21 protein-coding genes are annotated in these 23,249 nt (G+C 64.7%); 12 read left to right on the forward strand and 9 right to left on the reverse strand.

Annotated elements, in window-relative coordinates; translation table 11 throughout:
* Positions 1-66: 66 nt before the first annotated feature.
* Positions 67-777, reverse strand: a complete 711-nt coding sequence (locus ACSS7Z_RS09680; protein ID WP_438254424.1) for a DUF4191 family protein — start codon at positions 775-777, stop codon at positions 67-69.
* A 203-nt stretch (positions 778-980) separates the two neighbouring features.
* Between ACSS7Z_RS09680 and ACSS7Z_RS09685 the strand changes: the two genes are divergently transcribed.
* Positions 981-2,387 carry a hypothetical protein gene (locus ACSS7Z_RS09685; RefSeq protein WP_438254425.1) on the forward strand — a complete coding sequence of 469 codons (1,407 nt, stop codon included), beginning with the start codon at positions 981-983 and terminating at the stop codon, positions 2,385-2,387.
* A gap of 13 nt (positions 2,388-2,400) precedes the next feature.
* Here ACSS7Z_RS09685 and sucB read toward each other — a convergent pair whose 3' ends face one another.
* The 3 genes from sucB to ACSS7Z_RS09700 form a co-directional block, all read right to left on the reverse strand.
* Entirely contained in the window at positions 2,401-4,113 is a 1,713-nt protein-coding gene (sucB, locus tag ACSS7Z_RS09690) for a 2-oxoglutarate dehydrogenase, E2 component, dihydrolipoamide succinyltransferase (RefSeq protein ID WP_438254426.1), read from the reverse strand.
* Positions 4,114-4,178: 65 nt separating this feature from the next.
* Positions 4,179-5,552: a dihydrolipoyl dehydrogenase gene (gene lpdA / locus ACSS7Z_RS09695; RefSeq protein WP_438254427.1), complete on the reverse strand. Its 1,374-nt coding sequence runs from the start codon at positions 5,550-5,552 to the stop codon at positions 4,179-4,181.
* Complete coding sequence (locus ACSS7Z_RS09700; RefSeq protein WP_438254428.1) at positions 5,552-7,027, reverse strand: leucyl aminopeptidase; 1,476 nt, start codon at positions 7,025-7,027, stop codon at positions 5,552-5,554. Before ACSS7Z_RS09700 ends, lpdA begins: the two co-directional genes overlap by 1 nt.
* Before the next feature lie 98 nt (positions 7,028-7,125).
* On the opposite strand from ACSS7Z_RS09700, the gene ACSS7Z_RS09705 reads away from it, so the two are divergent.
* From ACSS7Z_RS09705 to ACSS7Z_RS09715, 3 genes are all read left to right on the forward strand, one after another.
* Entirely contained in the window at positions 7,126-8,070 is a 945-nt protein-coding gene (locus ACSS7Z_RS09705; RefSeq protein WP_438254430.1) for a proteasome assembly chaperone family protein, read from the forward strand.
* A gap of 158 nt (positions 8,071-8,228) precedes the next feature.
* On the forward strand, positions 8,229-9,530 hold the full coding sequence (locus tag ACSS7Z_RS09710; RefSeq protein WP_438254432.1) for an RNA polymerase sigma factor: 1,302 nt from the start codon (positions 8,229-8,231) through the stop codon (positions 9,528-9,530).
* Positions 9,527-10,222, forward strand: a complete 696-nt coding sequence (locus ACSS7Z_RS09715; protein WP_438254433.1) for a coenzyme F420-0:L-glutamate ligase — start codon at positions 9,527-9,529, stop codon at positions 10,220-10,222. The genes ACSS7Z_RS09710 and ACSS7Z_RS09715 overlap by 4 nt, the downstream gene beginning before the upstream one ends.
* A 70-nt stretch (positions 10,223-10,292) precedes the next feature.
* Here the strand turns inward: ACSS7Z_RS09715 and ACSS7Z_RS09720 are convergent, their stop codons facing one another.
* Complete coding sequence (locus ACSS7Z_RS09720) at positions 10,293-11,309, reverse strand: sugar-transfer associated ATP-grasp domain-containing protein (RefSeq protein ID WP_438254434.1); 1,017 nt, start codon at positions 11,307-11,309, stop codon at positions 10,293-10,295.
* 78 nt (positions 11,310-11,387) lie between these two features.
* Here ACSS7Z_RS09720 and ACSS7Z_RS09725 point away from each other — a divergent pair, with 78 nt between their 5' ends.
* Positions 11,388-12,089: an alanine racemase gene (locus tag ACSS7Z_RS09725; protein ID WP_438254436.1), complete on the forward strand. Its 702-nt coding sequence runs from the start codon at positions 11,388-11,390 to the stop codon at positions 12,087-12,089.
* The gene (locus tag ACSS7Z_RS09730; RefSeq protein ID WP_438254437.1) at positions 12,089-13,129 is read left to right on the forward strand and encodes an alanine racemase; all 1,041 of its coding nucleotides are present in this window, start codon (positions 12,089-12,091) and stop codon (positions 13,127-13,129) included. The genes ACSS7Z_RS09725 and ACSS7Z_RS09730 overlap by 1 nt, the downstream gene beginning before the upstream one ends.
* Before the next feature lie 5 nt (positions 13,130-13,134).
* Here ACSS7Z_RS09730 and ACSS7Z_RS09735 read toward each other — a convergent pair whose 3' ends face one another.
* Positions 13,135-13,353, reverse strand: a complete 219-nt coding sequence (locus ACSS7Z_RS09735; protein WP_438254438.1) for a DUF7455 domain-containing protein — start codon at positions 13,351-13,353, stop codon at positions 13,135-13,137.
* Between the two features lie 179 nt (positions 13,354-13,532).
* Here ACSS7Z_RS09735 and ACSS7Z_RS09740 point away from each other — a divergent pair, with 179 nt between their 5' ends.
* On the forward strand, positions 13,533-15,611 hold the full coding sequence (locus tag ACSS7Z_RS09740; RefSeq protein ID WP_438254439.1) for a DNA gyrase/topoisomerase IV subunit B: 2,079 nt from the start codon (positions 13,533-13,535) through the stop codon (positions 15,609-15,611).
* A gap of 2 nt (positions 15,612-15,613) precedes the next feature.
* Here the strand turns inward: ACSS7Z_RS09740 and ACSS7Z_RS09745 are convergent, their stop codons facing one another.
* Complete coding sequence (locus tag ACSS7Z_RS09745) at positions 15,614-18,058, reverse strand: DNA gyrase/topoisomerase IV subunit A (protein WP_438254441.1); 2,445 nt, start codon at positions 18,056-18,058, stop codon at positions 15,614-15,616.
* Between the two features lie 44 nt (positions 18,059-18,102).
* Between ACSS7Z_RS09745 and ACSS7Z_RS09750 the strand changes: the two genes are divergently transcribed.
* Positions 18,103-19,236, forward strand: coding sequence for an alkaline phosphatase family protein (locus tag ACSS7Z_RS09750; protein ID WP_438254442.1), 1,134 nt, complete (start codon positions 18,103-18,105; stop codon positions 19,234-19,236).
* 6 nt (positions 19,237-19,242) lie between these two features.
* Here ACSS7Z_RS09750 and sepH read toward each other — a convergent pair whose 3' ends face one another.
* Positions 19,243-20,307, reverse strand: a complete 1,065-nt coding sequence (gene sepH / locus ACSS7Z_RS09755) for a septation protein SepH (protein ID WP_438254443.1) — start codon at positions 20,305-20,307, stop codon at positions 19,243-19,245.
* Positions 20,308-20,506: 199 nt separating this feature from the next.
* Between sepH and ACSS7Z_RS09760 the strand changes: the two genes are divergently transcribed.
* Positions 20,507-20,800 carry a DUF4193 domain-containing protein gene (locus ACSS7Z_RS09760; RefSeq protein ID WP_438254848.1) on the forward strand — a complete coding sequence of 98 codons (294 nt, stop codon included), beginning with the start codon at positions 20,507-20,509 and terminating at the stop codon, positions 20,798-20,800.
* Positions 20,801-20,917: 117 nt separating this feature from the next.
* Here ACSS7Z_RS09760 and ACSS7Z_RS09765 read toward each other — a convergent pair whose 3' ends face one another.
* Positions 20,918-21,385, reverse strand: a complete 468-nt coding sequence (locus tag ACSS7Z_RS09765; protein ID WP_438254444.1) for a DUF3093 domain-containing protein — start codon at positions 21,383-21,385, stop codon at positions 20,918-20,920.
* Between the two features lie 63 nt (positions 21,386-21,448).
* Here ACSS7Z_RS09765 and dut point away from each other — a divergent pair, with 63 nt between their 5' ends.
* Genes dut through ACSS7Z_RS09780 form a run of 3 tightly spaced genes read left to right on the forward strand, consistent with a single transcriptional unit; the run spans position 21,449 to position 23,211 of the window.
* Positions 21,449-21,865, forward strand: a complete 417-nt coding sequence (gene dut / locus ACSS7Z_RS09770) for a dUTP diphosphatase (protein WP_438254850.1) — start codon at positions 21,449-21,451, stop codon at positions 21,863-21,865.
* A 15-nt stretch (positions 21,866-21,880) separates the two neighbouring features.
* A complete protein-coding gene (locus tag ACSS7Z_RS09775; RefSeq protein ID WP_438254445.1) occupies positions 21,881-22,471 on the forward strand; it encodes a DUF3710 domain-containing protein in 591 nt (196 codons plus the stop codon).
* Positions 22,468-23,211 (forward strand): DUF3159 domain-containing protein, encoded by a 744-nt coding sequence (locus ACSS7Z_RS09780; protein WP_438254447.1) that lies wholly within the window; start codon positions 22,468-22,470, stop codon positions 23,209-23,211. The genes ACSS7Z_RS09775 and ACSS7Z_RS09780 overlap by 4 nt, the downstream gene beginning before the upstream one ends.
* The last annotated feature ends 38 nt before the right edge of the window (positions 23,212-23,249 follow it).

Consider the following 23,249-nt stretch of genomic DNA (forward strand, 5'->3'; position numbering starts at 1 on the left):
GTCCCTGAGGTCGCTCGTACTGAGCCCGCTCGTACTGAGCGAGCTTCAGTGAGTCGAAGCGATAGGTCAGCGCGGACGCTGCGCGCGAACCTTCGTCGGGTCGATGCCCTTGGGGATCGGCAGCGAGGAGAGCGACTGTGAGACCGAGTCGATGCGGCGGATGACTGCGGCGAGGGTCGTCTTGTCAATCGCCTTGGGCAGCTTCTTGATGGTCTTGGCAAGGTCCGCGATCGCCACCTCGTCCTCACCATGTCCGACGTAGAACACGTGAACCGGGACGCCATTAGCAACCCGTTGGGCCTTGGTGCGCTCTTCGTTGACGAGGCGGGTGAGTCGGCCACGTGCGCCTTCACCGACAACGACAATGCCGCCGCGTCCGATCGCTCGGTACACGGCCTCCTGCGTCTTCGGGTTGATGCCTACAGGGGTGTCGGACGCCTGCCAGGCACGCCCGAGGCTTGAGCTCATGACATGGCCGGTGGCGCCGGGCATCCCGTCGATCTTCACGTACATTGCCTTCGTCGACAGACGAGTCATCAGGAAGAGGGATCCCAGGACACCAACCATGAGACCGGTGACGCCCCACAGCACCAGCGTCCACACCTGGAACGGCGGGATGAGGTAGCCGATGACGAGACCGAGCAGCACGCCGCCGACCAGGATCGCGATCTGCGCCCAGGGCAACCAGGGGTACACCTCACGCGTGAACCGGAAGAGGGACTTGATCTGGGAGAAGAACCCCGGACGCTTGTCGGGTTCTGGAGCGCGCTTAGCCATGGGTACAAGACTACCGAGTCTGCAGGCCTGCTTCATGCGCGTTCGCGCCAGGCGCACTGGTTACTCACATTCGGCCGGGCGGCGGACCTATCCACAATCGGGCCTTTCCCGCGTTGCCGGCAGGAGCTATGCGCTGTGATGAAGTGATGACCGAACCGGATGCCGTTGCAGATCGTTCCTCGTTAGTGCCTGGGGTGCATCGAGTGATTCGTGTTGTCGACGGAAAAGAGGGTCCATTCGCCGGGCAGCTCGTCACTGGGGATGACGGGGTGGCGGTCTGCGTGGATGCTGAGGTGCTCACCGACTGGGACGGATGGGCATTCTCAGACGCTGAACACGTCTGTGGGGTGATCGATGTTCGGCGCCGCATCAACGGTCATGATGCGCTACTGCCGTGGTGCACGCAGCGTGTCGAGGCATTTCTGGGCCGCAGGATGGTGGCTGAGGCTCCGCTCACGGCGGGCGAATTGGGAACGCTCGTCGTGAGTCTGCTTCGTGGAATGCGTGAACTGGGAAACGCGGCGGCCGATGCGACCGGAGAATGGTGGCTGACCGGTGACGGGCGCCCGCTGTTCGTGCTCGGAGCCGGAGGAGTGGCGCGCGCGGCCTCGGCAGCGCTGACAGACCGGGTGGCTGAGCACAGCGCAGATCGGGCCACCACGCGCGTTCTCGAAGAGATAGCCACCTCACTGCGCCAACCTCGCCATCACATCGACGACGACCACCGCTGGGAGGAGCAGCTGTTCGCGATGGCAGCACCCCGCGCACTGCGCCTGGATGTATTCGCACCGGAGCGTGTGGTGGACGTCGGCGTTCGCCGCCTGCCGAGGGTTCCCGTGGAACACCCCGGTAGCCGGCACTCGAGAAGTGAAACACGCCGTGCGCGATCGGAAGATCGTCCGCGCGGGGTTGTCAGTGCTGTGGTGCGCACGATAGGCCAGCAGGTCCATGCCGCTATCGAGCGATTCGGTCCCGCGGATGACAGGGTGAAGGGCGCCAGGGTGGGCGCTGTGACTGCAGCCGATCCGAGACAGGCCCCGACGAAGTCACGCAAACGTCCGCTCATTCTGGCGGGCTCGCTGGCGGCAATGGTGCTGGCTGTGGGATTGATGTGGCCGAGCGGCGAGAAACCGGACGATGCGAATGCGATGGTGCCGATCGCCACGAGTACACCGCCTGCAGCGGGGGAACCGCCAGCGTCGAGCGAAGCGTCTCCTCCGGAGGGCGAAACGGCGCCGCCGGCTGAGGGGCCCCCGACTGAGGCGCCGCCAGCTGAGGCGCCCCCGAATTCCGAGAAGCCGCCGAACGATACCGGGGCTGTTGCCGCCGTACCGGCTCTGCTCGATGAGATCCGCGAATGCGTGGATGCCGCAGCGGACAGCTGCCCGTCGGCGACAGCCGAGGGAACAGTGGTGCCGACCGACGGCATCGCGAGCCTGGGGTCAACTGCGAGCACAGCCGCGCTGGTCGACGACCACGGGGACGTTGCCGTGGTCAGGCTCACACCGGTGGAGGAGGGAGACCAGCTGGAGCAGATGCTGGTGCTTGAACGCAGAAACGAAAGCTGGCTGGTGCGCGACGTATATGACGTCGCGCACCAGCCAGCGTAGGTACTACTCGTGCTTAGGCTCCGAGGTCTCCCGCGAAGTTCGCAGCCTCGAGACGTGCCTTGACCGCTCCGAGGAAGCGAGCAGCGTCCGCGCCGTCAACGATGCGGTGATCGTAGGACAACGCGAGGTACACGTAGGAGCGAATCGCGATCGCCTCAGCGCCGTCGACCTTCACCAGGCCGGGACGCTTGACGACCGTGCCGGTTCCGAGAATCGCAGACTGCGGCAGGAACACGACTGGCGTGTCGAACAGCGCGCCACGTGAGCCCGTGTTGGTCAGCGTGAACGTGCCTCCGGACAGCTCATCGGGCTTCAGCTTGTTGTCGCGGGTGCGAGCAGCAAGGTCGGCGATCTCGTGAGCGATCTCCGCGATGTTCTTCGTCGCAGCGTCGCGCAGCACCGGCGTGAGCAGACCACGCTCGGTGTCGACCGCGATCGAGAGGTTCTCTGTTGCCGGGTAGACGATGTTCTCGCCCTCGACAGTCGAGTTCACGATCGGGAAGGCCTGCAGAGCCTCGGAAGCTGCCAGAGCGAAGAACGGCAGGAAGGAGAGTTTGTCGCCCGTCTTCTTGAGGAACTCAGCCTTGACGCTCTCGCGGTAGTTGGCGAGGTTGGTGACGTCGACCTCGACCACGGTGGTGAGCTGGGCCGTCTGCTGCATCGACTCGACCGCGCGCTTGGCGAGAACCTTGCGCAGGCGCGACATCGGCTGGGTCGTGCCACGCAGCGGCGAGACCTCAAGCGGCGCAGGCGCCGGGGCCGCAGCGGGAGCAGCGCTCTGCGATGCTGCAGCCTTGAGGACGTCTTCCTTGCGGATGCGTCCACCCACTCCAGAACCGGTCACGGTTGCCAGGTCGACGCCCTGCTGAGTCGCCAGACGACGAACCAGCGGGGTGACGTACTTGATCTGCTCGTTGTCAGCAGCAGGTGCGGCGGCGGGAACGGGTGCAGCGGCAGGTGCGGCGGGTGCAGCAGGAGCTGCGGCGGGCGCCGGAGCAGCAGGCGCAGGAGCGGCAGCGGCAGGCGCGGGAGCAGCAGGTGCCGGTGCCGGTGTGGCCGGTGCCGGTGCGGCCGGTGCCGCGGCAGCGGGCGCTTCGGCGGCGGGCGCCGGAGCAGCAGCTGCCGCGCCGGAGCCGACACGTGCGAGCACGCTGCCGACGGCGATCGTCTCGTCTTCAGCAGCGAGGATCTCCTGCAGGACGCCGGCCACCGGCGACGGGATCTCGGTGTCGACCTTGTCGGTCGAGATCTCGAGCAGCGGTTCGTCCACCGCGACGTCATCACCGACCTGCTTCAGCCAGCGCGTGACGGTGCCCTCAGTGACGCTCTCGCCGAGCTCGGGGAGAACGACGTCGGTGGCGTCGCCAGCGGGGGCAGCCTCAGCGGCCGGAGCCGCAGCCGCCGGAGCAGCCTCAGCCGGTGCAGCCTCGGCCGGTGCGGCTTCAGCAGGTGCTTCAGCAGGTGCGGCCTCAGCCGGTGCTGCCGAGCTGCCGTCACCGATCTTGGCGAGAACAGCGCCGACCTCGACGGTCTCGTCTTCGGCGACCATAATCTCTTCGATCACGCCGGAGACAGGCGAGGGGATCTCGGTATCGACCTTGTCGGTCGAGATCTCGAGCAGGCCTTCGTCCGCCTGAACGGTGTCTCCCACCTGCTTCAGCCAGCGGGTGACCGTACCCTCTGTGACGCTCTCACCGAGAGCGGGGAGGACCACGGATGTGCTCATGACGGAGTCTCCTTCAAGAATGTTTGTGACGTATTCAGCTTAGTGACCCTGACACCGATTGGTGTTCAGAGAGCGTGCAATGGTTTTCCGGCGAGCGCGAGGAACGCTTCGCCCAGGGCCTCGCTCTGCGTGGGGTGCGCATGAATGAGCGGGGCAATGTCTTCGGGGTGTGCCTCCCAAGCGACGGCGAGTTGACCCTCAGTGATGAGTTCTCCGACCCGATCGCCGAGAAGGTGCATACCTACGATAGGCCCGTCCTTCAGTCGTACGACCTTGACGAGGCCGCTCGTGCCGATGATCTCGCTCTTGCCGTTACCTGCGAGGTTGTACTCATAGGATACGACCGCGTCCGCGCCATGCTCGCCAATGGCGGCTTCCTCAGTCACTCCGACCGAAGCGACCTCCGGGTTGCAGTAGGTGATCTTCGGGATCTGCGACTCCGGAATTGGCGCGGGCGTGAGCCCCGCGATTCGCTCCGCGACGGCGATGCCCTGCAGGAAACCGCGGTGCGCGAGTTGAAGTCCGGGCACGATGTCACCGACCGCCCAAACGCCAGGCACGTTGGTGCGCAGCTCCTGGTCAGTCGTAACGAAGCCGCGGTCGAGCGTGATGCCGGCCGCTTCGAAACCGAGGTCGGCTGTGGCGGGGCCACGTCCAACCGCGACCAGCAGATAGTCGCCGGTGAAGGTCTTTCCGTCTTCGAGCGTGACGGTCACGCTGGAGTCATCCTGCGTTGCCGTCTGGAACCGCGTACCCAGTGAGTACTTGATCCCGCGACGACGGAACGCCCGTTCCAACCCCTTGCTCAACGCGATGTCCTCGTTGGGTACGAGATGAGGCAGCGCCTCGATAATGGTGACTTCCGCGCCGAAGGATCGCCACACACTGGCGAACTCGACACCGATGACACCGCCACCGAGCACAAGAACCTGCTGGGGAATGACTTCCAGCTCCAGCGCCTGCTCGCTGGTCAGGATGCGTCCACCGATCTTCAGGCCGGGCAACGAGCGGCTGTAAGACCCGGTGGCGAGTACGACATCCGTGCCCGCATACACATCATCACCAACGCTGACCGTGCGGTCCTCGTTGAGACGACCGGTGCCGGCGACCGTGGTGATGCCGCGAGCCTTGATCAAGCCCTCCAGCCCCTTGAACTTCTTCGCGACGATATTCTCGCGGTAGGTGCGCACACCGCCGGCATCGACGCCCTCGAAAGTGGCGCTGACACCGACGGATGCGGCATCGCGCACGTGATCGGCGACCTCGGCTGCGTGCAGCAGCGCCTTCGTCGGGATGCATCCACGATGAAGGCAGGTACCACCCACCTTGTCCTTCTCAATGAGAGCGACGCTCTTGCCGAGCTCTGCAGCCCGCAGGGCAGCGGCGTATCCGCCGCTGCCACCACCGAGGACGACGATGTCGAAGGTGTGCGTGGTCATCATGCCTCCTTGGCTGCAGCCTCTGCGTACGCGACGAGCGAGCGAACGGTGGCACCCGTTGCGCCCTTGTCGGTGAACCCGAACGGTGCACTGGCGTGCTCGGCGGAACCGGCGACATCGAGGTGCACCCACGGAATGCGCGGAGCATCCCCAGCCTCACTGGTGCGGCCGATGAAACGCTGCAGGAACAGCCCCGCGAACATTGAACCACCAGCGCGATCGCTCATGTTCGCGTTGATCATGTCGGCGATGGGGGAGTCGAGTGAATCCTCCATGTACGCCGGTAGCGGCAGTGCCCAGGCCAGCTCACCGACTGACTCAGCAGCGGCGAGGTAGTCGGCGACGGCGTCATCGTCGCCCATGACACCGGTGTGACGGTGTCCGAGCGCGACGAGGATCGCGCCGGTGAGCGTTGCGACATCGAAGATCACATCGGGATTCTCGCGGCTCGCGGCCACCAGGCCATCGGCGAGAACGAGACGGCCTTCAGCGTCGGTGTTCAGCACCTCGACGGTTGTACCGTCGAGCATCCGCAGAACATCGCCGGGGCGCGTGGCCTTACCGGACGGCATGTTGTCCGTGATGCACATCCACGCGGTGACCCGCACCGGAATCTTCAACGCGGCGATGGCGCGAATGGTGGCGAGCACGGTGGCGGCACCGGCCATGTCGAACTTCATCCCCACCATGCTGGCGGCCGGCTTGAGCGAGAGGCCGCCGGTGTCGAACGTGATTCCCTTGCCGACCAGTGCGATGTGGCGACCTGCGTCAGCCGGGGCGTAATCCAGGCGGACCACGCGAGGCGGGCGATCGGAGCCCTGTGCGACTCCGAGGACACCGCCGAAGCCCTGTTCTGCGAGGTCGGACTCGTCGAGAACCGTGACCGTGACATCAAGGCCGGCGACAGCGTCGACGGCGCTCTGCGCGAGATCGGCGGGACTCTGCCATTCGGCCGGGACGGTGACCAGGTCCTTGACGAGCGCGAGAGCATCACCGAGCGTCTGAGCGCGAGCGATGTCGGCGTCGGAGAGCGTGGAGCTGTGCACGCTGACCGCAGCTGCGCGGGTCTTGCCCGGCTTTGCCTGGTAAGCGTCGAATCGGTAACCGCCGAAGACGGCGCCCTCGGCAGCAGCCGCGGAATGCTCAGCCAGCGACCCGGCGAGAGCGAGCGACACGCTATCGAACCCGGTCAATGAACGCAGTGCCACTCCGGCGGCATCGCGCACGGATGCCGCATCTGCGGCGGACCCGGCACCGACGACGGCGAAGGGGAGCGTGGTCACCTCCGGCAGATACACACGGGCGAATGCGGACGCAGCACCGGTGAACCCGATGCTGGCGAGAAGATCGGCAAGGCCGGGGAAGGCGTCCAGAGCCTCGGGGAACGCGGTGGTGTCCGGAACGATGAGCGCTGCTGCGTCGGCAGCACTCCCGGGGAATGGATCTGTTGTGTGCGAGAGCGCAGGAAGCGACATGCCTCCATCCTAAGCGCGTGTGCACCCTCCTCCTCCAGTTCTGTTCGCTGTGAGCTAGACACAGCCCCGCTGTCTCCGCCTGCTCGTAGCATGGGAGCATGCCCGTCTCCGGAGAGCTTTACGAACGCGTCTCGAACGCCCCCGCTGTTACGCAGGGACTCCCACTCGTGATCCTGCTCACGGGGTTCACCGATGCAGGCAGCGCGGTCTCCGGACTGATTGACCATCTGCGCGACGTCACCGATCCGCAACCGATCGTCGTGTTCGATAATGACGTGCTTCTCGACTATCGGGCTCGTCGTCCGATCTTCGTCTTCGAGCAGGATCACCTCTCCGAGTTCCGGCCCGCCCGACTGGAGCTGTCGTTGGCGCATGACACCCTGGGTCAGCAGTTCCTCCTGCTCGCCGGATACGAACCGGATTTCTCCTGGAACGCCTTCACCCAGGTGGTGCTCGACCTGGCAGAAGAGTTCGGCGTCTCCGGGGTGAGCTGGGTGCATTCCATCGCGATGCCCGTCCCGCACACTCGACCGATCAGCACGACCGTCAGCGGAAACCGCAAGGAACTCACGGCGAGCCTGTCGGTGTGGCGGCCGCGCACGCAGCTCCCGGCGACCGCCGGGCACCTGCTCGAGTACCGGTTTGCCCAGCGCGGGGATCGTGTCGTCGGATTTGTGCTGTTGGTTCCGCATTACCTCGCAGACACGGAGAACCCGGACGCGGTCATTGCAGCCGCCGACCGCGTGATGAGTTCAACGGGCATCGTGCTGGGACTCGACGATCTTCGGGAAAGCCGCCAGGAATACCTCGGCAAAGTGAACGACCAAGTCGAGACCAACGACGAGCTGCGCCAGATGGTGCAGACGCTGGAGAGCCGCTACGACGCGTACATGGCCGGCCGCAATCCTGATGGCGCCGACCACTTCGATGAGGGCGGGTTCGACGAGCGGGACCTGCCCAGCGCGGATGAACTCGCAGCCGAACTCGAGCGGTATCTGGCCACTCGTCCTCCCGGAGATGACGACAAGCGCTCACGATCCTGACTTCCTCGATCCTGATGCATCCGGATCGCTGATCATATGCGATACTGGTTATCTGACCCGTTGTCAATCGTCCGCCGTCAGGCAGATGGCTTGACAAGGGTCTTACTAGTGTCCGAAATGTCCCGGGGTAGGAATTGCTACCCCGTGAAAGGCGAAACGTGACTCCTGCCGCGACCAAGAACTCCCGGACGACCAAGATGACCGAAGCTGCTGACGTCGACGTCAACGTCGTCGAACCCGAAGAGACCGCGCCAGCGGCGAAGAAGCCGGCTGCCAAGAAGGCTCCCGCCAAGAAGGTGGCTGCTGAGAAGGTGGCTGCTGAGAAGGCTCCCGCGAAGAAGGCCCCTGCGAAGAAGGCGCCGGTCAAGCGCAAGAAGGCTGCTGACCCGGTCGACGAAGCGCAGGCCGAGCCAGAAGTTGTCGACGAGGTCGATGACGAAGACAACAAGAAGCCTGCGTTCACCGAGCCGCTTCCCACCGGCGCTATCGTGCTGTCCTCGAAGGACGAGGACGATGTTCCGGTTTACTCGACGCAGATCACCGGTGCTACTGCCGACCCGGTCAAGGACTACCTGAAGCAGATCGGTAAGGTCGCACTGCTGAACGCCGCCGAAGAGGTGGAGCTTGCGATGCGTATCGAAGCCGGCCTGTTCGCCGAAGAGAAGCTGTCGGATATGACGCCGGCTGAGAAGACCGGCCAGCTCGGCCTCGACCTCCAGTGGGTCGCCCGCGACGGACAGCGCGCAAAGAGCCACCTGCTCGGCGCCAACCTCCGTCTGGTCGTCTCCCTGGCTAAGCGCTACACCGGCCGCGGCATGCAGTTCCTCGATCTCATTCAGGAAGGAAACCTGGGTCTGATCCGTGCGGTCGAGAAGTTCGACTACACCAAGGGCTTCAAGTTCTCGACCTATGCCACGTGGTGGATTCGTCAGGCGATCACCCGTGCGATGGCCGATCAGGCCCGTACCATCCGCATCCCGGTGCACATGGTCGAGGTCATCAACAAGCTCGCTCGTGTGCAGCGCCAGATGCTGCAGGACCTGGGCCGCGAGCCCACGCCGGAAGAGCTCAGCCGCGAGCTCGATATGACTCCGGAGAAGGTCGTGGAGGTGCAGAAGTACGGTCGCGAACCGATTTCGCTGCACACCCCGCTCGGCGAAGATGGCGACAGTGAGTTCGGTGACCTCATTGAGGACACCGAGGCTGTCGTTCCTGCCGACGCGGTTGGCTTCACGATGCTGCAGCGCCAGCTCGAGCAGCTTCTGGATTCGCTCTCCGAGCGTGAGGCCGGCGTGATTCGCATGCGCTTCGGCCTCGGCGACGGTCAGCCCAAGACGCTCGACCAGATCGGTGACACCTTCGGCGTGACGCGTGAGCGGATCCGCCAGATCGAGTCGAAGACGATGGCGAAGCTGCGTCACCCGAGCCGCTCGCAGTCGCTGCGCGACTACCTCGAATGAGCCAGGCGAACGACGGTAAGGCGCTCGAAACGAGCGTCGACGGCAAGCAGTACGCGCGCATCCCGCTGCGTACCCGTGTCGTCATGCCCGGTGATGATCTCGATGCGATCATCACCGAGTACGCGTCAGCAGCTGTCGAACCCGGAGATCTGCTGTTCGTCACGGAGAAGATCGTCGCGATCACTCAGGGACGCTCTTTCCGCCTCGACGAGATCAAACCGCGCAAGCTCGCGCTGTTCCTATCGAAGTACGTCACACGCACGCCGTACGGCATCGGTCTCGGCATGCCCGAGACGATGGAAATGGCGCTGCGAGAGTGCGGCACGTCGCGCATCCTGTTCGCCTCCGCGGTCGCAGCCGTGACCAAGGCGTTCGGACGGAAGGGTGACTTCTACCGCATTGCCGGTGACAAGGCCCGCGCGATCGACGGACCGACGAAGAACACCATCCCGCCCTATAACGAGGCGGTCGTGCTCGGACCGACAGATCCGGCCGGAGTGTCCGCGCATCTGAAGCAGCTGATCGGCGGGACCGCTGAGGTCGCCGTCGTCGATATCAACGATCTCGGTGGCAACATCCTCGGGTCAACCCTCGACAAGGCTGGTGAGCAGCGTCTCCTTCAGGTCCTCGGCGATAACCCGCTCGGGCAAGGACACCAGTCCACCCCGCTCGGGATCGTCCGCGAGGTCTGACCAACAGACACGTGAAAAGAGGCCCGGATGCTCGCATCCGGGCCTCTTTTCCGTTGGGCGACGGCTTCGCTTAGAACCCGATGACCTGCTGGTAGCGCGGTTTGTGACCGGTGCGGATGCCGCTGACGCTCGGCTTGTTCTCATAGACACCGCAGCCCCAGTTGCCCTCGACAAGGACGGGGCCATCGGGGGAGACGACAATATCCCAACCGACGTACTGAATCTGCGGGACGACGCGGGCCACCTCATCGATGAACTCGCGCACCTTGTCCATATGTGGCAGTTGGAAATCGGCGATACGGAACCCGGAGTCCGGATGCACCTCGTGCACGTGGCCGTGCGAGTCGTAGCCCGCGCTCACTGCGTGGCCGTTCTCGTCGAGCATCGTGTAGAAACCGCCGAAAGTCATCTGGTCGCTGACCTCGCCGCGGCCGAATTTCTGCGCCATCGCGAGAATGTGGGCCTTCTCGCCATCGAAGAAAGCCGTGATACGCGTGGTGTTGACGGTGCCGGGGCAAACAGCGGCGAGATCTGCGTGCTGACGGATGACCTCTTCGATCAGCAGTTCTCCGCGCGAGAGAAGTCCGCGGTGGAACTCGTCCCAGTCCTCGACATCCGCCGCGTAGTAGCGGTGCACGCCGGTGCCAGCCTGCCCGACTGGTTCCTTGGTGACGATCGTTCCCAGACGCTGAGCGAACTCGCGCACAGCATCGGAGTTTCCCTCCTCGACGATCATCCAGTCGCGGTGCAAGTACTGAGAGAACTGCTTGTCGAACTCGACCTTGTCCTGGAAAATCCAACGATAATCGGGGTGGTCGTACTTCTGCGACAGCTCGTTCGACACCGGATGCGTCATGAACGTCGCACGCTCGGCGCGATTGAGCATGGCGAAGTCATAGTCGATGTAATCCTGGAAGCCGACGTTGTGCCGACCCGCCGACCACAGCATGTCGACGACGATCCGCGGGACCGCCTTGCCGTGCTGCTTCGACGCCTCCCTGGCACGCTCGAAGACCGCGCCGACGTCAATGCGTCGGGCACGTTCGATCACGTAGCTGATGCGGGTCGCGAGAGAAAGGCGTGACATGGAACTCCGAGGGTTGGGGATACCCCAGTCTACGGTGGCGCACCGGAGAAGACGGTGAGCGAAGCTAGTGTGGAGGGTGTGAGTGAGACGACTTCCAGCTCAGCGACACGTGTTCTGATTTCGCGCTCCGCATTGGCTGAGGCCGCGGTGGCTGCCTTCGCAGCCGGTGGGTCTGTGGCAGACCTTCGCGGCGACGCCTACGGCCATGGCACACTCCGGGTCGCGCGAGCGGTGACAGTTGCTGGCGCACGCAGGGTCGTTGTGGATTCGGCAACGGAGGTCGCGCTGCTGGCCGGCGAAGGCATCAGCGCAGCATCATCCGGCACTGCCGATATCGACCCGGGCGTGCTCTACGGCATCCGTGATGGCGAGCACACAACCCGCACGCCCCCACTACGCCTGCGCGGGAGCATCCTCTCAACGAAAATCCTGCAGGCTGGCGATGCCGTTTCCTACGGCTACACCTACCGTGCGCCCTCCGTTCGCACGGTCGCCCTGGTGACCGGCGGCTACGCGCAGGGAATCGTCCGTGCACTGGGAAACCATGCCCAGGTCGAGATCAACGGCGAGCTGTGCCCGATCATCGGCCGTGTTGCGATGGATGTCTGCGTTGTAGACCTGGGCCATTCAGACGCTGCGGCCGGCTCCGATGTGACCTACTTCGGAGGCAGCGGTCCGGCGGCGCATCAACTGAGTCAGTGGGCTGCGGTGACCGGCATGTCAGCGGCAGAGCTGCTCACGGTCGCGGCCAGCCACGCCGTACGGGAAGAGGAAGCCTGATGCGCCCAACGCTGCACATTTCACACGCGCAGTTTCTGCACAACATCGATGTGGTCCGCTCGCGCATCGCGCCCTCGGCACTGATGCTGGTGATGAAGGACGACGCCTACGGGCACGGTATCGATTGGGCGGTGGATGCTGCCGCCAGCGCGGACGTCCGCTGGTACGGCTCCTACGACGTGCGTACCGGGCTTCGTATCCGGACGCGCCTCGCAGGGCGAGCAGGACGAGTATTCGCCTGGGCGACGTCTGTGGCAGGCGAAGTCGAAGCAGCGCTGCGGGCAGAGATCGACCTCGGCGTCGGGACGCTCGAGTACCTGCGGCTGGTGATCGAGGCCGCCGAGCGGCTCGGCATCTGCGCGCGCGTACACCTGAAGATCGATACCGGACTGCATCGCAACGGCATTCGCTCGGAGGACTGGCCCGAGGCGGTGGCCCTCGCGCGTACGGCTGAAATCGCGGGCCGAGTGGCCGTGGTGGGCGTCTGGAGCCACCTTGCTGAAGCTAGCGATGCGGAAGACGATGACGCCCAGTCGGTTTTTCTCGATGCGGTTGACGTGCTTCGCGCGAGCGGCTCGAATCCGGAGGTCTTGCACCTCACTGCTTCTGCGGCGTCGTGGTGGCGTCCGGCATTGCGCGGATCGCTGTCGCGCGTGGGCGCTTTCTGCTTCGGCATCCGATCCGCGGACGGTCCCGATCTCGATGGCATTCGCCCCATCAGCGCGCTGAGCGCACCGGTTCTGGAGATCCGCGACGACCACGCGCTCGTCGGCATCGGAGCCTTCCACGGGTTGCCGTCCACGCTAGCTGGGATCACCGTGGGCACCGCCGGGGGAGCACGCGAACTGCGTCGCGTCGACGAGACCACCTCTCAGGTAGCACTGTGGCCGGGAGCCGCTCTCGGAGACGACGTGTGGATTCTCGGGCCGGGGGACAGCGGGGAGTCCTCAGCAACGACACTCGCCGAGCGGATCGACACCGTCGGGGAAGAAATAATCACCCGCCTCACCCCAGGGGTGCGACGGGTGATTGAAGACTGAGTGGCTTAGACGGCGTCGACGAGGCGTGCTGTCTCGTCATGCCATGTGGTAGCCACGCTGCGGAGCTTCTCTTCGTACTTGCGACCATGGTGGGCGCAGAAGAGCAACTCGGAGCCACTGACCTCTGCGGCGATATACGCCTGAGCTCCGCATGAGTCGCAACGATCTGCGGCGCTCAGACGATACTCGACAGTGGAGGTCTCACGTTCGGTTGTAGCGTTCATCTCGGTGCCTCCTCGGGTGTCGGCTTCAGGTGGAATGTGCTCAATACAACCACGAACACCTCGTAGTCATGCCCGGAAGACGGCGTGTTTCGCTCCGGGCGTACCTGCACCGCGCGCACCTGCGACGAGTAGGAGTGTCTGCGCGGCTGCGCTGGGGCAGAAGAATAGAATGGGGGATTGTGACCGCCGAGTATTCCGCCCATCATCTTCAGGTGCTTGAAGGGCTCGAAGCAGTCCGGAAGCGCCCCGGCATGTACATCGGATCGAACGGGTCTCCCGGGCTGATGCACTGCCTCTGGGAGATCATCGACAACGCGGTGGACGAGGCGGTCGGCGGGAACGGCAATCAGATCGAGATCGTTCTGCACGCCGATGGCAGCGTGGAGGTTCACGACCAGGGGCGAGGCATCCCCGTCGATGTCGAACCGCGCACCGGTCTCACGGGCGTCGAAGTGGTGTTCACAAAGCTCCACGCCGGAGGAAAGTTCGGCGGTGGCTCGTACGCAGCTTCCGGCGGACTGCACGGTGTCGGAGCATCCGTCGTCAACGCGCTCTCCGAGCGCCTCGATGTCGAGGTCGATCGCGGCGGCAAAACCTACGCGATGTCGTTCCACCGTGGCGAGCCCGGTGTCTTCGCGGACTCGGGTGAGAAGCGACCGGATGCCCCTTTCACGCCGTTCCAGAAGAGCAGCGAGCTGCGCGTCGTCGGCAAGACGAAACGCGGGGTGACCGGCACGCGGGTGCGGTACTGGGCCGACCGACAGATCTTCACGAAGGACGCGGCTTTCCAACTGGAAGAGCTGGAAACGCGGGCACGCCAGACGGCATTCCTCGTTCCCGGCCTGGAACTGGTCATCCGCGACGCGCGCGGCGAAGAGAACAATGTCACCTCGCACAAGTACGAGGGCGGAATCTCCGAGTTCGTCGACTATCTGGCAACGGATGCCCCGATCACCGACACCTGGCGAATCCAGGGTGAGGGGACGTTCACAGAGACGGTTCCCGTGTTGCAGGCGAACGGCACAATGGCCTCCACCGAGGTGGAGCGTGTCTGCCGCGTCGACATCGCGATGCGCTGGGGCACCGGCTATGAGACGACAACGCGATCGTTCGTCAACATCATCGCAACGCCGAAGGGCGGTACGCACCAGCAGGGATTCGAGCAGGAACTCCTGAAGGTGCTGCGGGCGCAGATCGAGCAGAATTCGCGACGGCTGAAGGTCGGCAACGACAAGGTCGAGAAGGACGATGTGCAGGCCGGGCTGACGGCTGTGCTGACCGTCGAGGTGCCCGAACCGCAGTTCGAGGGGCAGACGAAGGAAGTCCTGGGTACGCCGGCCGTGCGGCAGGTCGTCGCTCAGGTGCTGCGCAAAGAGCTGGGCGCGCGCTTCAGCTCGACCAAACGCGACGATAAGAACCAGGCGAGTCAACTGCTGGACAAGGTCGTCTCCGAGATGAAGGCGCGCGTATCTGCGCGCGCTCACAAAGAGACCCAGCGTCGAAAGAACGCCCTAGAGTCGTCTTCGCTGCCGGCCAAACTCGTCGACTGCCGCTCCAAAGATCTGGATCGCAGCGAACTGTTCATCGTCGAGGGGGACTCGGCGCTGGGGACCGCCCGACGCGCCCGCGACAGCGAGATCCAGGCGCTGCTGCCGATCCGCGGCAAGATTCTGAACGTCCAACGCGCCTCGATCGCGGACATGCTCAACAACGCAGAATGCGCGGCCATCATCCAGGTGATCGGTGCGGGTTCCGGACGCTCGTTCGATATTGATTCGGCGCGGTACGGCAAGGTGATTCTGATGAGCGACGCCGACGTTGACGGCGCGCACATTCGCACGCTGCTGCTGACGCTGTTCTTCCGCTACATGCGGCCGCTGATCGAAGCGGGTCGCGTTTTTGCTGCGGTGCCGCCGCTGCACCGCGTGATCGTAATGAACCCGGGCTCCAAGCCGAACGAGACTATCTACACATACTCAGAGCAGGAGTTGCACACGCTACTGGCGAAGCTTCGCAAGACGAACAAGCGCTGGCACGAGCCGATCCAGCGGTATAAGGGTCTCGGCGAGATGGATGCCGATCAGCTGGCAACCACCACGATGGACAAGTCTGGGAGGCTGCTTCGTCGGGTGCGCATGGAGGATGCTGAGGGAGCAGGCCGAGTGTTCGAACTGCTGATGGGCAACGAAGTCGCTCCGCGTCGGGAATTCATCATCGACTCATCAGATCAGCTGTCGCGCGAGGCGATCGACGCCTGAGGTCAGATGATCGGGCGGCCGATCGAGCCGATCACACCGTCGATCGGCTGACCGGAGGCATCACGCTTCGACAGCGTCTCCGGCAGCTTGCGCACGGCGCCGTCGGTGCCGACCGCGTATGCGGGTGCCGCACCGACCCAGGCGACCGTCAGCCGATCCTCGCCCTTCAAGAACGAGTGCGCACGAACGCCCCCGGTCGCGCGGCCCTTCGCCGGGAACTCCGCGAAGGACGAGACCTTGGCGCGTCCCGGATCCGTGCCGGGGATCACACCCTCAGCCCCCGAGACGGTTGCGACGGTGATGTCGTCCAGGTCAGTGGTGACGCCGAAGAACAGGACGGAAGCACCGGCGGCGAGCTTGATGCCGGCCATACCGGATGCTGGTGCCCCCTGTGGCCGCACAGTGGATGCTGGGAAGTGCAGAAGTCGAGCATCCGTGGTCAAGAACACGACACTCGTGTCTTCTGGGGCAGACACCGCGCCGACAAGCGTGTCACCGGACTTGAGTCCGATGACTTCCAGTTCTTGCCGGACGGCCAGCGACGCGGGGACGATTCTCTTCACCGTTCCCTGCGCCGTGCCGAGCGCGACGGGAGTCTCGGTGGTGAGGTCGATGAGTGCAACGACCTTCTCTGAGCGTGATGTGATTCCGAGGTAGTCGCGGAGGGGAGTGCCAGCAGCCAGCTGGACAGAAGTCCCGGGGACAGACGGAAGATCCACGGGAGAGAAGCGCAGCAGACGTCCGGTGCTTGTGATCGCACCTGCCTCGCCACGAACCGTTCCCGACACCGTCGAGAGGATCGCATCGTGTTTACTGCGCCGTGCGGGACGGCTCAGCTCCTGGCCCTCAGCGAGATCCACCCGGACGGCACGTCCGGTGGTCGACAGGGCGATGATCGTGGGAGCATCCGCGATCTGCAGATCTGCTTCACCTGCCTTCGCGCGACGAGGCGCGGCGGGCTTCGCGTTCATGAGCAGGGTGCGGCGCGGAGTGCCGTAGGCCTCGGCTGCGGCATCCAATTCTTTCGCGACCTGAGCACGCAACAGCGCCGGGCTGCTCAGCAGTTCTTGAAGCTGGGCGATCTCCGCCTGCAGTGCATCGCGCTCGGCCTCGAGCTCGACACGGGAGAATTTCGTCAGCCGACGCAGGCGCAGCTCGAGTATGTACTCGGCCTGTGCCTCGGAGAGATCGAACACCGATCGAAGGCGTGCACGGGCCTGCTCCGAGTCATCGGACGAACGAATGACCTGGATGACCTCGTCGATGTCGAGAATTGCGATGAGCAGACCCTCAACCAGGTGCAGCCGCTCTTGTCGGCGTGCCAAACGGTATCGACTCCGACGAGTCACCACCTCGAGCCGGTGCCCGACGTAGACGCTGAGCATCTCCTTGAGGCCGAGCGTGCGGGGCTGGCCCTCGACGAGGGCGACATTGTTGATGTTGAAGGAGTCTTCCAACGGCGTCAGCCGGTAGAGCTGCTCAAGTACCGCGTTCGGATCGAAACCGGTCTTGATGCCGATCGCGACGCGCAGACCGTGTTGGCGGTCGGTGAGGTCGTTGACATCGCTGATGCCCTGCAGCTTCTTGGCCTGCACGGCATCGCGGATCTTCTCGATCAGTCGCTCCGGGCCCACCATATAGGGCAGTTCGGTGACGATGATTCCGGTGCGGCGCGGTCCGATCGACTCGATCGACACCTTGCCGCGCACCTTGAACGCGCCGCGGCCGTTCGTGTACGCGTCCTTGATGCCATCGAGCCCCATGATGATGGCTCCGCAGGGGAAATCAGGGCCGGGCACGAATTCCATGAGCTCGTCGAGAGTGGCATCCGGATGTTCGAGAAGATGGGCCGCTGCCGCCACGACCTCGTTGAGGTTGTGTGGGGCCATGTTCGTCGCCATGCCGACTGCGATGCCACTGGCACCGTTGACGAGCAGATTGGGGAACGCGGCGGGAAGCACAGCTGGCTGCTGGAACTGGCCATCGTAGTTGGGCACGAAATCGACGACATCTTCGTCGAGATTCTCGGTCAGCGCGAGAGAAGAGGGGGCGAGACGCGCCTCGGTGTAACGGGATGCTGCGGGGCCATCATCGAGTGAACCGAAGTTTCCGTGTCCGTCGACCAGCGGCACGCGCAGCGCGAAGTCCTGCGACAGGCGCACGAGAGCGTCATAGATCGCTGAATCGCCGTGCGGGTGCAACTTTCCCATGACCTCGCCGACGACGCGGGCACTCTTCACATGGCCGCGGTCGGGTCGGAGCCCCATCTCTGCCATCTGGTAGAGGATGCGCCGTTGCACGGGCTTGAGCCCATCGCGAGCGTCCGGAAGCGCGCGGGAGTAGATGACCGAGTAGGCGTACTCGAGAAAAGATCCCTGCATCTCATCGGACAGATTGATGTCCTGGATGCGCTCCTCGACGGGCTCGGCAGATTCGGTGCGGGGCATGAACTTCCTGGGGACGATGCTGGGCCTGTGAAAGACTGGCTCGGATGCCTCCCATTCTACCGACCACGCCCCCCACAGCTCGGATTCTGAGCGGGGTGGCGGGCGACCTGCTCGCGTCGCTGCGCGGCGCGGAGGGCGCGTTGCCGGCAGCGCGCTCCGTTGTGGTCGTCGTCATTGACGGACTCGGCGCGATCCAGCTGCGCGCACACGCCGGGCATGCCCGGCACCTGACCGCAGGGCTTGGCAAGAAAGACGTGGCGTATTCCGTATTTCCCACCACGACGGCTGCGGCCTTGACCAGTCTGCTGACCGGTGTCGACCCCGGAGTGCACGGTCTGGTCGGATACCAGGTGCTGGACCGCTCCCGCGACATGCTGGTCAATCAGCTCTCCGGCTGGGAAAGCGACGGAATCGATCCGCTGCAGTGGCAGCCAACGCCGACGGTCTTCGAGCAGGCTGCAGCGAGCGGCTACCCCAGTTATGCCGTCGGCGTTGGAGCCTACGCGAACAGTGGATTCACAAGAGCAACACTGCGTGGAGCCACGTTCGTCGCGGCGAAAACCCCCGCCGAGCGCGTGGCTGTCGCGTATCAGCTTGCCGCCGACACGCCGGGAACGCTCGTCTACTGCTATCTGCCGGAGGTCGACAAAGCGGGCCACCGCTATGGCGTCGACTCGGCCCAGTGGATTGCGGCGCTGGAAGAGATCGACGCGGCACTCGCCCTGGCCGCGCCTCGTCACGTAGGGGTGCTGATCACAGCAGACCACGGGATGATTGATGTACCCGCACACCGGCAGATCGTGCTGGATGACGGTGATCCGCGGTTCGAGGGCATTCGTCATATCGGCGGCGAGCCGCGCATGTTGCACGTGTATCTGGAAGCGGATGCTGATCCCGCCGCTGTCGTGGACTGCTGGAGGCAACTCTGCGAAGGCACTGCTGACGTGTTCAGCCGCGCTGAGGCAAAGGCCGCGGGGTTGTTCGGTCCGACGGTCGGCGAGGCGGCATCAGCACGGATCGGGGACATCCTGGTGATCGCCCGTGGAAACCGCGCCTTCTACGACGGAACGGCCGCGGATCAGCGTGCACGCACAATGATCGGACAGCATGGCGCGCTGACGCCGGAGGAACGCCTGGTTCCCTACGTCAAGCGCGGTGCTTTCGCCGCCGCTCGCTGATCTGGGTCAGTCGTCGGTGCGGGCGCCGAAGACGATCTCGTCCCAGGACGGCATCGCATTGCGACGCTTTCGCCGAGCGGGGGTGTCTGCGGAGCGTTCCTGAGGAGCAGGTGCCGGTGCGGGTTCCGGTTCTGGATCAGGATCGGCGGCAGCCTCAGGTGCGAGAGCATCGAAGAGTGCGATTGGTTCGGAACTCTTCGAAGGTGCGATCACCTCGCCGTCGTCATCGATCAGAGGCGCGCTCTCGCGCTGGCCGCGCCGGCGACGAAGCGCCTCGAGCAGGTCAGCGGTTTCAGCGCTGGTCGTGGACTGATCGGGTGCCCGTTTGATCGCGGCTTGCTGCGCCGCGCTGTTCGACCGCTCAGGCGCCACGGGCTCGTCGGGCTCGGCATCGGGCTTCGGCAGAAGACGTGGCCCGAATGCGCCGGAGTCGAAGCGGCTGTCGTCCTTGTACGGCGACTCGACACGCTCGCTCTCGACCGCGCGGAGGCGGGGGATCAGCCCGTCGGGAAGCGAACCCTGTCGAGAGAGCTGCGTGGCATCAGAGTTCAGCGGCGAGAGCGAACTGCGTCGCGGGTCGAAGCTCCAGCGAGCGTCGTGGCTCACCTCGTTCGCGAGGAACTCCAGCTTGACGATCCATCCGGACTCGTCTTTCCAGCTTGCCCAGCGCTCATCGGATGCTTCCAACTCAGCGAGCTTGCCGCGGATGGCGACTCCGAAAGTGGGCTGCGCATCTGGTTCGACCTCGCTGCCGATGAGTACGGGGACGGCGAGGGCCTGCCCGATAATGTGCTCGCGTTCTGCGAGAACCGGTCCTTCGAAGCGGGAGACATCGTCGAGTCCGATGCCCAGAAGCTCTGCCACCTCCGTCGCGGACAGACCGGAACGGATGTGGGTCTGGATCTCGCGCGGGCTTACGGTAACCCGTGAGGTCTCCTCGGCGCCCCGCCGACGGGCGCGACGGATCTCGCGCTGCAGTACATCGTCGATGGCGAGGGCGAATCGTTCGCCCGAACCGGTGGCGAGGATCAGCAGGTCGTCTTCGGTACCGACGATCGTGACGTTTTCCATGCGAATGCCCCTCTGAATGGGTGTTCTCCAATGGTGTCATGCGTGTGGCGCGGGAGGCGGGAATACCCTGGGCGCGCCGTCAGTTTGATGTGTCGTGCGCGGGCGCATTTGCAAATTGCTTCCGGGTCGTGCAAACTATGCCCGCCGCTTACCCGATGGCACACCGCCCACTAGCACCATGAAAGTGGAGATCTACCGCATGGCAACCGACTACGACGCCCCCCGAAAGAGCGAAGACGACTCCGAGTCGATCGAAGCCTTGAAGGAGCGTGTGCCGGACAAACTGTCCGGGACCACCGGTGACGAAGACTCTGACAACCCGTCGAGTTTCGACCTCCCCGGTGCCGACCTTTCTGACCTCGAACTCGACGTCGTTGTGCTACCCGCGCAGCAGGACGAGTTCACCTGCATGAGCTGCTTCCTCGTGAAGCACCGCTCGCAGCTTGACCATGAGGGTGCAGAGGGTCTGATCTGCAAGGAGTGCGCTGCCTGATAGCAGTCGCTCCACGTTCACGCGCCCCGGCCGCATGGTTTGGGGCGCGTTGTCGTATCCGGAGGCGTCTTCGTGCCGGCGCCTTCGTGCTGCCGTCGGTGTATCCGCCGGGACTGCTCAGTCGTCGGATGCCGCCGTCTGAGCTCCGCGGATAGCCGCAGCCAGGCGATCGGGAGTGCGCGTCGAGATCGTCCAGCTCGGCGCCGGATCGTTCGGGTCGGTGTTCTCCACGACCACGACGGAATCGATCCCGCTGCGGATCAGGTGCCAACCCCGTGCCGGGAGCGCCGTGCCACGCGCAGCTCGCGCTTCATCGCCGGTGAGCTCGACGACGGAGCCCAGCCAGCGTGCGTCGATGTGTGCGCGACCGGCGCGCAGGACGGTGCCATCGACGCGGATGACCGGCGACCCGAGAATGAGTGCTGCGATCAGCACTACCGCGGCAGCGATCCCGATGATAAGAGCGATCAGCGAGCCCAACGGCGTGAGCGTGAATGTCACCATGGGAGCGGCAACAGCGGCCGTGACGACGAGCCACAGGCTCGGCGAAAGACGCTCGCGGTAGCGAGCACGTGTGTCAGTCATGGGGTTCTGCATTAGCCTCAGGGGGTGAGCGATTCCATTGATCTTCCCATTATCGCGTCTGTCATGCCGCATTACGCCCATCCCGGCGATGCCGGTGCCGATCTGGTGGCAGCTGAGGCCGTCCATCTCGCTCCCGGAGAGCGTGCGCTCGTTCCCACCGGTGTGAGCATCGCGCTGCCCGAGGGGCACGCCGCTTTCGTCGTCCCCCGCAGCGGTCTTGCCGCTAAACACGGCATCACGATCGTGAACTCGCCTGGAACGGTTGATTCGGGTTATCGCGGCGAGATCAAAGTGAGTCTGCTGAACACCGACAGCTCCAGCGCGTACGATGTGGCGGTCGGCGACCGGATCGCGCAATTGATCATCATGCCGGTGACCCGCGCGAAATTCATTCCGGTTGCGGAACTCCCCGACAGTGCACGCGGTGCCGCGGGATTCGGCTCGACAGGCTACACCGCGACTACACAGGCAGTCGAATAGGCAGGAACGACAGAGATGACTGAAGAGATCACCCAGCCGACGTCCAAGTCGGCTCCCGCGAACCGAGCCAGCGATGGTCCGTTCGATGAGAGCGAGGCGAACCCGATTCGCCCCTACATCGATCTGGGCGGCATCAAGATCCTGCCGCGCGAAGGGCTCAACCTCCGACTCGAGGTGGAAGAGCAGTCCAAGCGCATCGTCGCGGTGGGGCTCGACTACGAAGGCTCGTCTCTGCAGGTGCAGCCGTTCGCCGCCCCGCGCACGCTGGGGCTCTGGCACGAGACACGCATGCAGCTCGTCGATCAGGTGCGTCAGCAGGGCGGTCGTGTCGAAGAGCGCGAGGGCCCGCTTGGCCAAGAGCTGCTCGCCGAGGTCCCGGGGCCCGCGGCTGAAGGCTCAGCCCTGCGTCTGGCGCGCTTCATCGGTGTCGACGGACCGCGCTGGTTCTTGCGCGGCGTCATCAGCGGTGCGGCAGCTTCCGATCCGGAAGCCTCCGAGAAGGTCGAGGATCTCTTCCGCTCGATCGTCGTCGTGCGCGGCGGAACTCCGATGCCTCCGCGGGATCTCATCCCGCTGAAGATGCCGGCCACTCCTGGGTCGGCGTGAGCGAACAAGAGCGCAACGACGACCACGAGCCTGCTGAGCAGAGTGCCTCAGACATACTCGGGGCTGCACTAGGTGGTGTTGCGCGTCGGGCCGGAATAGACCCGGCCGAAGGGGCGAGCACGCAGAAAGTCGTGTGGTCCGCGATGGGTGGATGGCGCGGCATCCTGGAATCGGTTCTTCCGAGCCTTGCCTTCGTGGTGCTGTTCACGTTGAAGCCGGACCCGCTTCTGCTCTCGCTGGGAGTTTCGGTCGGTCTTGCGGCCGTATTCACGATCGTTCGACTGTTGCAGAAGTCGCCGCCGTCAGCCGCGATCGGCGGGCTGGTCGCGGCAGGTGCGGCCGCCGCGCTCGCACTTTTCACCGGACGCGGCGAAAACAATTTCGTCCTCGGTTTCTTCACGAACGCCGCCTATGGCTCGGCGCTTCTCATCTCGGCGCTGGTCGGCTGGTCGCTGATCGGACTCGCGGCTGGATTCCTCCTGGGGGAGGGCACCGCGTGGCGGCAGAGCAAACGGATGCGTCGTGCGTATTTCTGGCTCGCCATCGCCTGGGCAGGACTCTTCGCCGCTCGCCTCGCTGTGCAGCTTCCGCTGTACTTTGCCGGCGACGTCACGGCCCTGGGGACGTTCAAGATCGTGATGGGTTTGCCGCTGTTCGCACCGATGATCGCGGTGACCTGGTTGGTTGTCCGGGCACTGCATCCGAGCGCGTCGCGCAGTGACGCGTCCGCCGGTGCATGATAGATTTATCTTGACGTCAAGATAAATTTAAGACTTTC

Origin of the sequence: Microbacterium wangyouchuni (genome assembly GCF_051546305.1) — a bacterium.
GTDB lineage: Bacteria > Actinomycetota > Actinomycetes > Actinomycetales > Microbacteriaceae > Microbacterium.

Coding starts and splice junctions, on each gene's coding strand:
- ACSS7Z_RS09680 (WP_438254424.1), bottom strand. CDS start 777: ATGGCTAAGCGCGCTCCAGAACCCGACAAGCGTCCGGGGTTCTTCTCC.
- sucB (WP_438254426.1), bottom strand. CDS start 4,113: ATGAGCACATCCGTGGTCCTCCCCGCTCTCGGTGAGAGCGTCACAGAG.
- lpdA (WP_438254427.1), bottom strand. CDS start 5,552: ATGACCACGCACACCTTCGACATCGTCGTCCTCGGTGGTGGCAGCGGC.
- ACSS7Z_RS09700 (WP_438254428.1), bottom strand. CDS start 7,027: ATGTCGCTTCCTGCGCTCTCGCACACAACAGATCCATTCCCCGGGAGT.
- ACSS7Z_RS09705 (WP_438254430.1), top strand. CDS start 7,126: ATGCCCGTCTCCGGAGAGCTTTACGAACGCGTCTCGAACGCCCCCGCT.
- ACSS7Z_RS09715 (WP_438254433.1), top strand. CDS start 9,527: ATGAGCCAGGCGAACGACGGTAAGGCGCTCGAAACGAGCGTCGACGGC.
- ACSS7Z_RS09720 (WP_438254434.1), bottom strand. CDS start 11,309: ATGTCACGCCTTTCTCTCGCGACCCGCATCAGCTACGTGATCGAACGT.
- ACSS7Z_RS09730 (WP_438254437.1), top strand. CDS start 12,089: ATGCGCCCAACGCTGCACATTTCACACGCGCAGTTTCTGCACAACATC.
- ACSS7Z_RS09735 (WP_438254438.1), bottom strand. CDS start 13,353: ATGAACGCTACAACCGAACGTGAGACCTCCACTGTCGAGTATCGTCTG.
- ACSS7Z_RS09745 (WP_438254441.1), bottom strand. CDS start 18,058: ATGCCCCGCACCGAATCTGCCGAGCCCGTCGAGGAGCGCATCCAGGAC.
- ACSS7Z_RS09750 (WP_438254442.1), top strand. CDS start 18,103: ATGCCTCCCATTCTACCGACCACGCCCCCCACAGCTCGGATTCTGAGC.
- sepH (WP_438254443.1), bottom strand. CDS start 20,307: ATGGAAAACGTCACGATCGTCGGTACCGAAGACGACCTGCTGATCCTC.
- ACSS7Z_RS09760 (WP_438254848.1), top strand. CDS start 20,507: ATGGCAACCGACTACGACGCCCCCCGAAAGAGCGAAGACGACTCCGAG.
- ACSS7Z_RS09765 (WP_438254444.1), bottom strand. CDS start 21,385: ATGACTGACACACGTGCTCGCTACCGCGAGCGTCTTTCGCCGAGCCTG.
- dut (WP_438254850.1), top strand. CDS start 21,449: ATGCCGCATTACGCCCATCCCGGCGATGCCGGTGCCGATCTGGTGGCA.
- ACSS7Z_RS09775 (WP_438254445.1), top strand. CDS start 21,881: ATGACTGAAGAGATCACCCAGCCGACGTCCAAGTCGGCTCCCGCGAAC.